We start from the raw sequence: 12,669 nt of genomic DNA, 5'->3' as shown, positions 1-12,669 counted from the left end.
GCAATACGCCACGCGCACGTTGCTGACGAAAACAGCCATTTGCAGTATACTCCCGCCCTAATTTCTTTAACTGGTGCGGGCAATTTTTGCTCGCTTCATCAATGTAAGGTATTCCGGTGAATATTCAGGCTCTTCTCTCAGAAAAAGTCCGTCAGGCCATGATTGCGGCAGGCGCGCCTGCGGATTGCGAACCGCAGGTTCGTCAGTCAGCAAAAGTTCAGTTCGGCGACTATCAGGCTAACGGCATGATGGCAGTTGCTAAAAAACTGGGTATGGCACCGCGACAATTAGCAGAGCAGGTGCTGACTCATCTGGATCTTAACGGTATCGCCAGCAAAGTTGAGATCGCCGGTCCAGGCTTTATCAACATTTTTCTTGATCCAGCCTTCCTGGCTGATCATGTTCAGCAGGCGCTGGCGTCCGATCGTCTCGGTGTTGCTACGCCAGAAAAACAGACCATTGTGGTTGACTACTCCGCTCCGAACGTGGCGAAAGAGATGCACGTCGGTCACCTGCGCTCTACCATTATTGGTGACGCGGCAGTGCGTACTCTGGAGTTCCTCGGTCACAAAGTGATTCGCGCGAACCACGTCGGCGACTGGGGTACTCAGTTCGGTATGCTGATTGCGTGGTTGGAAAAGCAGCAGCAAGAAAACGCCGGTGAAATGGAGCTGGCTGACCTTGAAGGTTTCTACCGCGATGCGAAAAAGCATTACGACGAAGATGAAGAGTTTGCCGAGCGTGCACGTAACTACGTAGTCAAACTGCAAAGCGGTGACGAATATTTCCGCGAGATGTGGCGCAAACTGGTCGACATCACCATGACGCAGAACCAGATCACCTACGATCGTCTGAACGTGACGTTGACCCGCGATGACGTCATGGGTGAAAGTCTCTACAACCCAATGCTGCCGGGTATCGTGGCGGACCTGAAAGCCAAAGGTCTGGCAGTAGAAAGTGAAGGCGCGACCGTCGTATTCCTTGATGAGTTCAAAAACAAGGAAGGCGAACCGATGGGCGTGATCATTCAGAAGAAAGATGGTGGCTATCTCTACACCACCACTGATATCGCCTGTGCGAAATATCGTTATGAAACACTGCATGCCGATCGCGTGCTGTATTACATCGACTCCCGTCAGCATCAACACCTGATGCAGGCGTGGGCTATCGTCCGTAAAGCAGGCTATGTACCGGAATCCGTACCGCTGGAACACCACATGTTCGGCATGATGCTGGGCAAAGACGGCAAACCGTTCAAAACCCGCGCGGGTGGTACAGTGAAACTGGCGGATCTGCTGGATGAAGCCCTGGAGCGTGCACGTCGTCTGGTGGCAGAAAAGAACCCGGATATGCCAGCCGACGAGCTGGAAAAACTGGCTAACGCAGTTGGTATTGGTGCGGTGAAATATGCGGATCTCTCCAAAAACCGCACCACGGACTACATCTTCGACTGGGACAACATGCTGGCGTTTGAGGGTAATACCGCGCCATACATGCAGTATGCATACACGCGTGTATTGTCCGTGTTCCGTAAAGCAGAAATTGACGAAGAGCAACTGGCTGCAGCTCCGGTTATCATCCGTGAAGATCGTGAAGCGCAACTGGCAGCTCGCCTGCTGCAGTTTGAAGAAACCCTCACCGTGGTTGCCCGTGAAGGCACGCCGCATGTGATGTGTGCTTACCTGTACGATCTGGCTGGTCTGTTCTCTGGCTTCTACGAGCACTGCCCGATCCTCAGCGCAGAAAACGAAGAAGTGCGTAACAGCCGTCTGAAACTGGCACAACTGACGGCGAAGACGCTGAAACTGGGTCTGGATACGCTGGGTATTGAGACAGTAGAGCGTATGTAATCGCGTTATACGGCAAAAGCCGATGTCATGGCAGACATCGGCTTTTTTATCATTAACGATAATTCACAATCACTTCATTCCGTTGTACCTTTAGCGGCGGAATTAACCGCCCACCGCCAGGCACTTCCCAGATAAATCGCAACGGTTCTATCGCCGGTATACCGGAAAAGGCCACGGTGGTTCCACTCTGCCCTTCTAATTCGACACAACGAGATTGTGAACACAAGCGAACCCGCAGTCCTGCAGGTGTCGGGCCGATAAGCTGATAACGCCACGCCACCAGCGTCATCAATCCTGCAGCAGGTTGTCGAGTAGAAAGAGGCGCTGACGACATCGACTCACCACGGTGATTCAGCGTAACGCCCACACTACTCGCCTGCCACATCCCCTCCCCGGCGGCTTGCACCAGCAGCGGAAACAATAATATTGCTAATAAGGTTCTCATCATTTACCGCCAATTGTCGCCGTCATGCGGATATGTCGGTTATCAGATAGTTCCAGATTCGACAGCACCACTAACTGCGGCAAGCTGCGGCGCAGGAAGCGAGACAATAATGGTCGCAGCGCGTGGTTCACCAATAAAACTGGCGGCGCACCCAACATCTCCTGACGGGATAGAGCTTCCTGAGTTTGCGCCAGTAAACGATCCGCCAGCCCTGGCTCCAGTCCGCCCCCGCCCTGCAACGCCTGTAGCAACAAACGTTCCAGCGGTGTATCGAGGCCAATAACATGAACTTCATCTTTGCCAGGAAACCACTGCTGGGTAATCGCCCGTCCCAACGCCACGCGCACGACGGCGGTTAATTCATGTGGATCGCTTTGGATGGGCGCATGTTCCGCCAGCGTTTCGAGAATAGTGCGCATATCGCGAATCGGCACTTTTTCATCGAGCAGATTTTGCAGCACTTTATGCAGTGTGGTGAGCGTGACGACGCCAGGAACGAGATCTTCCGTCAGCTTTGGCATCTCCTGGGCGACGCGATCCAACAGCTGTTGCGCCTCCTGACGACCAAACAGCTCTGCGGCATGCTGGCTAATGAGGTGGTTAAGATGCGTTGCCACCACCGTGCTGGCCTCAACCACGGTGTACCCCTGAATCTGCGCCTGTTCTTTAAGCGCACTTTCAATCCAGATAGCATTCAGGCCAAATGCCGGATCGACGGTCGCCTCACCAGGTAACGTCCCGGCAGCGGTACCTGGGTTAATTGCCAGCCAGCGCCCCGGATAGGCATCGCCAGTGCCAATCTCTACGCCTTTCATCAAAATGCGATAACGTGCAGGTTGCAGATCCATATTGTCGCGAATGTGCACCACCGGCGGCAGAAACCCCATCTCCTGAGCAAATTTCTTACGAATACTACGAATACGGCCCAGCAACTCGCCATCTTGTTGGAAATCAACCATCGGGATCAGTCGATAACCCACTTCCATTCCCAAGGAATCTTCCAGTTGTACATCGTTCCACGTCGCTTCGACAACGGTATTATTCTCTGCCATTTTTACCGGTTTTGGTTCGGCAGGCGCTTTTTGTTCACGTCCGCGGATCCACCAGGCCAGCCCAAGCAATCCGGCAGTGAACAGCAAAAATACCAGGTTCGGCATTCCAGGCACCAGGCCGAGTAAACCGAGCACGGCGGCGCTTAACAACATAACGCTCGGGTTACTGAAAAGCTGATTCACCATCTGCTCGCCAACATCCTGATCGGTGCTGACACGCGTAACGATGACCCCCGCGGCGGTAGAAATCACCAGCGCCGGGATTTGTGCCACCAGACCGTCGCCAATGGTCAATAGCGTATAACTTTCCGCGGCGTGTCCCATGCTCATGCCATGTTGCAGCACGCCGACCAGCAACCCGCCGACAACGTTAATGACCATGATGAGGATCCCGGCGATGGCATCGCCGCGAACAAACTTACTTGCCCCGTCCATTGAGCCGTAAAAATCGGCTTCCTGAGTCACTTCGGAGCGGCGTTTTTTCGCCTCATCTTCACCAATCAATCCGGCGTTAAGGTCGGCGTCAATCGCCATCTGCTTACCCGGCATACCATCGAGAACAAAGCGCGCCCCCACTTCTGCGATACGCCCGGCACCTTTGGTAATGACCATAAAGTTGATGATCACGAGAATGACGAACACCACGATACCGATAGCGAAATTGCCACCAACGAGGAAGTGACCGAACGCTTCGACCACCTTCCCAGCCGCCGCCGCGCCGGTATGCCCTTCCATCAAAATGATGCGGGTTGAAGCTACGTTAAGTGCCAGACGCAACAACGTAGTAAACAATAGAATGGTCGGAAACGCAGCAAACTCAAGCGTGCGCTGGGTAAACATCGCCACCAGCAACACCATGATCGACAAGGCAATATTGAAGGTAAACAACAGGTCGAGTATGAATGCGGGCAGTGGCAGCACCATCATCGACAAGATCAACAGGATCAAAATCGGTCCGGCAAGGATCTGCCATTGTGTCGATTTCAGGTTTGCAGGCAGGCGCAGCATCGCGGCCAGATTACTCATGGGTCGGTTTCTCGTTAATAAAATCCAGGGCTTCCGGCACCGGAAGATGAGTAGGTTGTACAGGGCGCTGTCCACCAGCCAGACGCCAGCGTTTCAGTTGCCAGACCCAGGCCAGCACTTCCGCCACCGCGGCGTACAGTTGACCCGGGATTTGTTGACCGATCTCCGCATGTCGATACAGCGCTCGCGCCAGCGGCGGCGCTTCAAGCGTAGGGACGTTATTTTCAGCGCCAATTTCACGAATGCGTAATGCCACCAGCCCCGCGCCCTTGGCAACGACTTTTGGCGCACTCATTTTGTTTTCGTCGTACTGCAAAGCCACTGAGTAGTGAGTTGGGTTATTGACGATAACGTCCGCTTTCGGCACATCGGCCATCATCCGACGCCGTGCGGCCGCTCGCTGCATCTGACGGATCCGCCCTTTAACTTGGGGGTCGCCTTCGCTTTGTTTGAACTCATCACGAATATCCTGCCGCGACATTCGCAGCTTTTTCAGGTGGCTGAAGATTTGGAAAAAGACGTCAAATCCCACCATCGGAATAACACCAAGTACCACCAGCAGCGCGCATAGCCCTACCAGATCCATCGCATTACCCATGGCGGTAATCGGAGACTCGGCCATTAAGCGCATCATCTGCGGCCAGTGATGCCAGAGAAAAAATCCCGTCACGCTGCCAACCAGGATGGTTTTCAAAATTGCCTTAAGCAACTCCGCGCCAGTCTGAGCCGAGAATATCCGTTTAATGCCCGGTAGCGGGTTGAGTTTGGAAAACTTCGGCTGCAAGGATTTTCCGCTAAATACCAGCCCTCCCAGCATGACCGGAGAAATGAGCGCCACCAGCACCACGCCGCTAATCAGCGGCAGCAGCGCCAGCATGGCTTCTCTGATCAGCAGAATAATTTGCCCGAGGATCAGATTCGGGTCATTGATAATACTGTGATCAAAATGCAGCCCAGCGGAGAGCATGCCCGACAATCGACGGGCCAGCGACACACCGCCAAACCAGATAACACTAACGCCCACTAACAAAATCAGCAGTGAAGTCAGTTCACGGGAACGCGGGATTTGCCCCTCTTCCCGCGCTTTTTCTAGTCGGTGAGGTGTGGGGGCTTCTGTTTTGTCGTCGCTCTCGTCAGACACGTCGCCAATCCTGGAAAGAGTATTAAGCGTAAATGATGCCAGAGCGCAAAGCGTTCAATGGTTTGAGTAAGGGGCAAAACAGGCGGGATTTAGGGCTTTTACTGCCACACATCAAGCATAGTATGCGTTTGTCGGATGCGGCGTCATCGCGTTATACGACCGCCTGATATGACGTAGTCACGCCACATCAGGCAATACAAATCAAAATCCAAGACTATCCAACAAATCGTCCACCTGATCCTGACTGGCTACCACACCGGCTTTGCTGGTATCGACCTGAGGTCCATTAAGCAAACTCTGGTTTTCACGTTTTGGACGCGACTCCTGTTCGGGGATGTTTTCCAACAGCACCATCAGCAACTGACGTTCGATCTCCTGAATGACATCCATCATCCGCTTAATGACCTGTCCGGTGAGATCCTGAAAATCCTGCGCCATCATGATTTCCAGCAGCTGCGCGTTAGTAAAGCTGGTATGCGCGGGGACATCTGCCAGAAATTGCCGCGTATCTGTTACCAGTTCTCGGGCGTCGGCAAGGTCAATCGGATCGGCAAACCAGTCATCCCAACGTTGGGTTAACGCTTTTGCTGATTTCTCCATTTGATCCTGATGCGGTTGTGACGCCTCAACACTGTTCAGCGCCCGCTCCGCAGCCTGGGCGGTCATCTGCACAACATAGTACAAACGATCGCGCGCATCGGGGATGGCTTCCGCCGCTTCGGCAATGGCCTGATCCAGCCCCAGCTCCCGCAAACTGTCGCGCAGCATACGCGTCAGGCTGCCGATGCGCGCAATGATATCGCCAGCTGAATGCTCGTCAGCAGGTTTGATTGATGGTTGCATCATAGTCGCATCCTCACATGCCCAGTTTCTCAAAGATTTTGTTGAGTTTTTCCTCCAGCGTCGCGGCGGTAAATGGCTTCACCACATAGCCACTGGCCCCCGCTTGCGCCGCAGCAATAATGTTCTCTTTCTTCGCTTCTGCAGTCACCATTAACACTGGCAATGCTGACATCGCACCATCCGCACGAATCGTTTTCAGCAATTCCAGGCCATCCATGTTGGGCATGTTCCAGTCGGAGATAACAAATCCATAACCGCCTGCCTGCAACTTATTGAGAGCGTCGACACCATCTTCCGCTTCCTCAACATTATTGAATCCTAGCTCTTTCAGCAGGTTACGCACTATGCGTCGCATGGTGGAAAAGTCATCCACAACCAAAAATTTAAGTTCTTTATCCGCCATTTCACACTCCTGATTTAAATACGTATCGCCTGTCCGGCACTAATTTTTGCCAACATTTGCTGGCTTACCTGGCTAAGATCGACCACTTCGCAGACACCACCCATATTGATGGCCTCGCGCGGCATGCCGAACACCACGCAACTTGCTTCGTTTTGCGCAAGGGTCCATGCCCCCGCCTGACGCATCGCCAACATTCCCGCCGCGCCGTCGTTGCCCATACCGGTCAGGATCACCCCAACCGCATTACGCCCCGCCTGTTTGGCGACAGAATGGAACAACACATCTACCGAAGGCCGATGACGGTTAACCGCCGGGCCGTCGTGAATTTTGATTTGATAATTTGCGCCACTACGCGCCAGCTCCATATGCCGATCGCCCGGCGCAATATAGGCATGCCCCGGCAAAACACGTTCTCCGTCTTCGGCTTCTTTAACCCCGATCTGGCAAAGCTTATTAAGTCTGTCGGCAAAAGAGCGGGTGAAACCGGGCGGCATATGCTGGGTAATTAACAGTGCCGGGCTGGAAAGCGGCAACGGTTGCAGTACGTGACGAATTGCCTCAGTTCCACCCGTTGAAGCACCAATCGCAATCAGTTTTTCAGAACTCAACAACGGCCCTGCCTTCAGCGTTGTCGGTGCCGACAATGGCTTATGTGCTGCAAGGCTCGCCTTTGCTGCTGTACGCACCTTTTCAGCAATCATTTCGCTATACGCCAGCATTCCTTCGCGAATACCCAGTTGCGGTTTGGTGACAAAATCTATCGCCCCCAGCTCCAGCGCGCGCAGCGTGACTTCTGACCCTTTGCCGGTCAGGGAAGAAACCATCACTACGGGCATTGGACGCAAACGCATTAATTTTTCGAGGAAATCCAGTCCGTCCATCCGCGGCATTTCAACATCCAGCGTCAATACATCGGGATTGAATTTCTTAATCAAATCACGCGCAACCAGCGGATCAGGGGCGGTCGCCACCATTTCCATGTCGCTATGGCTGTTGATGATTTCTGTCATGATCTGGCGCATCAGTGCCGAATCATCGACAGATAACACCCTGATTTTGCTCATCGTTAATCCTTACTTAGCGCATACACCGTCTGACCACGCAGCGTGAAGCGGCGCTCAAGGTGGCTAAAGTTTTCAGAGTGACCCGCAAACAGCAATCCGTCGGGTTTAAGGAGCGGAACAAAGCGGCGCAAAATCTCCTGCTGGGTAGTTTGATCGAAGTAGATCATGACGTTACGACAGAAGATCGCATCAAACGGCCCCGGCACGGTGTACTGTTTCGCCAGTAAATTCAGCGGGGCAAAATCAACATAATTCGCCAATTCCTGACGCACGCGTACCAGCCCTTGATGCGGTCCCGTCCCTCGCATGAAGTACCGCTGCAGTTGCTGCGGCGTCAGATTTTTCAACTCTTCATGGCGATAAATACCGCTTCTGGCTTTTTCCAGCACTTCGGTGTCAATGTCGCTGGCAAACACTTTCCAGCGTCCGGGCGCGGTGCCCAATGTGTCAGCCAGTGTCATCGCAATGCTGTACGGCTCTTCGCCGGTCGAAGCCGCCGCGCTCCATACGCGATACTCGCCAGAACGACGCCGGGCGTGATCCGCGAGCAGAGGAAAATGATGCGCCTCACGGAAAAATGCCGTCAGATTCGTGGTCAGCGAATTGATAAACGCCTGCCACTCACCGCTGTGCTGATTAGATTCCAGCAAGTTCAGGTAATGGCCGAAATCCGTCAGTCCCAGCGAACGCAAACGACGAACCAGTCGGTTGTAAACCATGTCGCGTTTATGGTCGGCCAGGACGATCCCGGCTCGTTGATAGATCAATTGACTTATCCGCCGAAAATGCGCGTCGGAAAGCGCCAGGCGCTCGGTCATCTGTAACAATAAAGACGTTTGCCCACAGGGCAGAGATGAAGTCATAGCGCCTTCTCAATCACTTCAGGATACCACTGGCGCAATATGTAACTGCGCCGACTCATGTCGTGCTACTTCATGTTCTTCAAGGGTAAATACCGCCACACGCGACGAAAGATGGTCAGCCTGGTTCGCCAGTTGTTCCGTTGCCGCCGCCGCTTCTTCTACCAGCGAGGCGTTCTGCTGTGTCACCTGATCCATCTGGCTGACAGCCTGCGCAACCTGCTCAATCCCCCGCCGTTGTTCTTCCGAGGCCGAAGCAATTTCTCCCATAATGTCGTTCACGCGGGTCACCGAACTGACAATATCAGTCATGGTCGCGGCGGCGTTATTCACCAGTTTCGAACCCTGCTGGACACGATTGACTGACTCTTCGATCAGCCCTTTGATCTCTTTTGCTGCCTGGGCGCTACGGCTGGCAAGATTGCGCACTTCACCTGCCACTACCGCAAAACCACGACCCTGCTCTCCGGCGCGAGCCGCTTCCACTGCCGCATTCAGGGCCAGAATATTGGTCTGGAAAGCAATGCCGTCGATAACGCTGATAATGTCGCCAATTTTTTGCGAGCTGGTGGCGATCTCCTGCATGGTGTGAGTCATGGTACTGACCTGAACACCGCCCGCCTGCGCCGTTGTCGCGGCATTTTTTGCCAGTTCCGACGCCTGTCGTGCGTTATCGGCGTTTTGCCCTACCGTGGCGGTTAATTGCTCCATACTGGCGGCCGTTTGTGCCAGCGATGCCGCCTGCTGTTCGGTACGACTTGAGAGATCGTTATTGCCTGCGACAATCTCCGCGATACCAATGTGCATCTCCTGGCTTCCCTTACGCACATCACTTACCGTCCCACGCAAAGCCTGCTGCATGGTCTTCAGACTGGCAAAAATGGCGGTGATCTCATTGCGACCATACACTGCAATCGGACGCGCCAGATTACCCGCAGCAATGCTGTCAAAATGGCTACCGATGATGGCCAGTGGTTGAACAATCATCTTGCGCGTCCACCACAGCGCACTGCTGATGTAGAGCGCTGCAACAATAATCATGCTGATAAACACCAGCGCCGAAATGTGATAGTTACGCTGGCTTTGCGCACTGGCAGCTTCCAGCACATGGTTGATCTCCAGCTGCCAGGCCTCAAAGTTAACGTCAAACGCATTCTGTGATTCCTGCACCGGCGCAGTGAGGAAATCCGAAAGTTGATTACTTTCAAGCCAGGTCGCCTGATGTTCGAGATCGTTGTGCCAGCGGGCAAAACTTTTCTCCGTCTCTTTTTGCAACGCCCTGACGTGCTCGTTGCCCGCAGTCATCGCCATAAAACTTTTAAACAGCGTGGTGGATTGCGTCAGACTGGCGCGCGCCGTCGTCATCAACGTTTTAATGTCATCCGCCGGATAGCTAAGCGCCGTCAGAGTGCCCGCTTTGTTCAGCGCGGTACTGGCCTGTAACATTACCGCCCGAGTTTGCGCTAAAGCCGCACGTTGCTGATTGCTCTGTTCGACCTGATTCAGTCGTTGCAAATCGTCGCGAAATGCCCAAAAAGACATGCCGTTACTGCCAATCTGCAAGATCCCGCAGAGAATCAAAATTAAAAACAGCGTGGTCGAAATTCGAATACGATTAAACATCAACGCTCCCCATCAGGCGGCAATGACCGCGTTAGTAAATACTCGTCAAAATGTTTCCCAGTTTGGATCTTGTTCAGCAATTCGCAGTCGTGGCTGTGCCGGTGGTTGCTCACTGGCAGGACGGGATGGTGTTTGCGGTTTATTGGTGAGTGGGCTGGCTGCCAGACGAAACGCGGAAACCGCTTGCGTTAAACGACTGGCCTGTTCTTCCAGCGCAGCTGCGGCGGCAGCTGATTCCTGCACCAGCGATGCGTTCTGTTGCGTGACGCGATCCATTTCCGAAACCGCCAATGCGACTTGATCGATGCCACGGCTCTGTTCATCCGATGCCGATGCAATCTCGCCCATAATGTCAGTCACGCGAGTGACAGCATTGACGATATTGTTCATTGTTTCCCCGGCGCTTTCGACCAGCACCGAACCGGTATCAACGCGCGAGACGGAGTCTTCAATGAGGGCTTTGATCTCTTTTGCCGCCTGGGCGCTGCGGCTGGCAAGATTACGCACTTCGCCCGCCACCACGGCAAAACCACGGCCTTGTTCACCCGCTCGTGCTGCTTCAACAGCGGCATTCAGCGCGAGGATATTAGTCTGGAAGGCAATACCATCGATAACGCTGATAATGTCGGCAATTTTCTTCGAACTATCGGCGATCTCATGCATCGTTTTCACTACGCCATCCACTACTTTGCCGCCGTGCTGGGCAGTGTCAGAGGCACTTTGCGCCAGTTGTGAGGCCTGGCGGGCGTTATCGGCGTTTTGCTTCACTGTCGCGGTGAGCTGCTCCATGCTGGCGGCAGTTTCTTCCAGCGCAGATGCCTGCTGTTCAGTACGGGAGGAAAGATCGGTGTTGCCTGCCGCAATTTCACGGGTACCGGCATAGATGGCATCTGAACCTTCACGCACATGAGTGACGGTGTCAGTCAAAGAGCGTTGCATATGTGAAACGCTCTGCGCCAGGTCGCCCATTTCACTGCGCCCGTCAATGGTCAGGGTATTCGCCAGGTTACCACTGGCGATTTCGCGAATGTGAGCAATAATTTTTGCCAGCGGTGTAAGCAACATACGGCGAATGCCGTACCACGCCACCAGCAGAATCAATACCACCACCAGCGCAATAACCGCCAGTTGCCATTGGGCAAATCGGTAATCATCTGCGTTGTCAGTGATGATATCGCGATACATTTTTTCACTGCTGAGGGCGTACTGAGCAAACGCTTCGCCCATTGCATTTTGCATTCCCTGGGTTGGCTGAGCGAAATAAGCTCCAGTATTGCCATAATCAAGATAATCAATCAGTTCAGTTAACGCTGTGTGATAGTTTTTATATTTTTCATCAATATTACGACTGGTAGCGACCATTTCAGGTAACGGTGCCATGCTTTTGAATTTTTTATAATGCGTCGCTGCCTGGGCCAATGTTTTCCTGGCGCTATCGAGCAATTCAACTTTGGCGTTACTTTGTTGATTGGAGGAATCCATCATCATCCGCACCGCTGAACGACTCAGGTTAATGCGCGTTTGCAGCATTAAATCCCAGGTTGACGTCAGCTCGCCCTGCTGTTCCCGTAATTGATTGGAAACCACAAAGCTCTTCTGGCTATGGTGAAGGGAAGAAAAAAACAGACTGCCGGAAATAAGCTGTAACAGTGCGAATACCCCCAGCACCATTACCAACAGCGTGACTACGCGGATACGGTTAATCATAAGGCACCTTCCTGAAAACAAGTTGATCTCGTTATCGGCAAGGAAGGGGGAAACTTTATTGCTGATGCCACCCGCCGCGAAACTGAAATAAAAAACCCGATGCGCAGGTCATCGGGTTCATTGCAATTGAGGAAATCGGGAGAATTACGCCACTTCTGACGCCGCGCTATCTAACAGCGCCATCTCTTCGCTGTTCAGCAGTTTTTCGATGTTCACCAGAATCAACATCCGGTCGCCCAGTGCGCCCAGTCCAGTGAGATATTCTGTTGAAAGCGTCACGGCAAATTCCGGTGCCGGACGAATTTGCTCCGCCGTCAATGAAAGCACGTCTGAAACGCCGTCAACCACGATGCCGACCACCCGCTGTCCGAGATTCAGGACGATAACTACCGTGTTGTCGTTATAGTCCACATCCACCTGGCTGAACTTAATTCGTAAGTCCACAATCGGCACAATAACACCGCGCAGATTCGTGACGCCTTTGATAAACGCTGGCGTGTTCGCAATCCGTGTTACCTGATCATAGCCACGGATCTCCTGCACTTTCAGGATATCAATACCGTACTCTTCATCACCAAGGGTAAATACCAGAAATTCCTGGCCTGACGGCTCGCTGGCCAGCTTTGTTACATTCGTCATACCGGTCATATTGTTA

11 protein-coding genes are annotated in these 12,669 nt (G+C 53.3%); 1 reads left to right on the top strand and 10 read right to left on the bottom strand.

The window, feature by feature from the left end:
• Positions 1–116: 116 nt before the first annotated feature.
• The gene (argS, locus tag ACJHYD_RS04065) at positions 117–1,850 is read left to right on the top strand and encodes an arginine--tRNA ligase (RefSeq protein ID WP_001025308.1); all 1,734 of its coding nucleotides are present in this window, start codon (positions 117–119) and stop codon (positions 1,848–1,850) included.
• Between the two features lie 52 nt (positions 1,851–1,902).
• Here argS and flhe read toward each other — a convergent pair whose 3' ends face one another.
• The 10 genes from flhe to cheW form a co-directional block, all read right to left on the bottom strand.
• A complete protein-coding gene (gene flhe, locus ACJHYD_RS04060; RefSeq protein ID WP_001259590.1) occupies positions 1,903–2,295 on the bottom strand; it encodes a flagellar protein FlhE in 393 nt (130 codons plus the stop codon).
• Positions 2,295–4,373: a flagellar biosynthesis protein FlhA gene (gene flhA / locus ACJHYD_RS04055; RefSeq protein WP_001551266.1), complete on the bottom strand. Its 2,079-nt coding sequence runs from the start codon at positions 4,371–4,373 to the stop codon at positions 2,295–2,297. Before flhA ends, flhe begins: the two co-directional genes overlap by 1 nt.
• Complete coding sequence (flhB, locus tag ACJHYD_RS04050; RefSeq protein WP_001551267.1) at positions 4,366–5,514, bottom strand: flagellar biosynthesis protein FlhB; 1,149 nt, start codon at positions 5,512–5,514, stop codon at positions 4,366–4,368. The genes flhA and flhB overlap by 8 nt, the downstream gene beginning before the upstream one ends.
• A gap of 201 nt (positions 5,515–5,715) precedes the next feature.
• Positions 5,716–6,360 carry a protein phosphatase CheZ gene (gene cheZ / locus ACJHYD_RS04045; RefSeq protein ID WP_000983609.1) on the bottom strand — a complete coding sequence of 215 codons (645 nt, stop codon included), beginning with the start codon at positions 6,358–6,360 and terminating at the stop codon, positions 5,716–5,718.
• A gap of 10 nt (positions 6,361–6,370) precedes the next feature.
• On the bottom strand, positions 6,371–6,760 hold the full coding sequence (cheY, locus tag ACJHYD_RS04040) for a chemotaxis response regulator CheY (RefSeq protein WP_000763867.1): 390 nt from the start codon (positions 6,758–6,760) through the stop codon (positions 6,371–6,373).
• A gap of 14 nt (positions 6,761–6,774) precedes the next feature.
• Positions 6,775–7,824, bottom strand: a complete 1,050-nt coding sequence (gene cheB, locus ACJHYD_RS04035) for a protein-glutamate methylesterase/protein glutamine deamidase (protein WP_000036371.1) — start codon at positions 7,822–7,824, stop codon at positions 6,775–6,777.
• Between the two features lie 2 nt (positions 7,825–7,826).
• The gene (cheR, locus tag ACJHYD_RS04030) at positions 7,827–8,687 is read right to left on the bottom strand and encodes a protein-glutamate O-methyltransferase CheR (RefSeq protein WP_000204341.1); all 861 of its coding nucleotides are present in this window, start codon (positions 8,685–8,687) and stop codon (positions 7,827–7,829) included.
• A gap of 18 nt (positions 8,688–8,705) precedes the next feature.
• Positions 8,706–10,307, bottom strand: a complete 1,602-nt coding sequence (gene tap / locus ACJHYD_RS04025) for a methyl-accepting chemotaxis protein IV (RefSeq protein WP_001551268.1) — start codon at positions 10,305–10,307, stop codon at positions 8,706–8,708.
• A gap of 45 nt (positions 10,308–10,352) precedes the next feature.
• The gene (gene tar, locus ACJHYD_RS04020) at positions 10,353–12,014 is read right to left on the bottom strand and encodes a methyl-accepting chemotaxis protein II (RefSeq protein ID WP_001551269.1); all 1,662 of its coding nucleotides are present in this window, start codon (positions 12,012–12,014) and stop codon (positions 10,353–10,355) included.
• Between the two features lie 144 nt (positions 12,015–12,158).
• Positions 12,159–12,662, bottom strand: a complete 504-nt coding sequence (gene cheW, locus ACJHYD_RS04015) for a chemotaxis protein CheW (protein WP_000147302.1) — start codon at positions 12,660–12,662, stop codon at positions 12,159–12,161.
• Positions 12,663–12,669 lie beyond the last annotated feature (7 nt).

It is taken from the genome of Escherichia sp. WS1368 (genome assembly GCF_046487485.1).
In the GTDB taxonomy this organism is placed as follows: Bacteria; Pseudomonadota; Gammaproteobacteria; order Enterobacterales; family Enterobacteriaceae; genus Escherichia; species Escherichia coli.
This window is presented reverse-complemented; position numbering and strand designations above follow the sequence as displayed.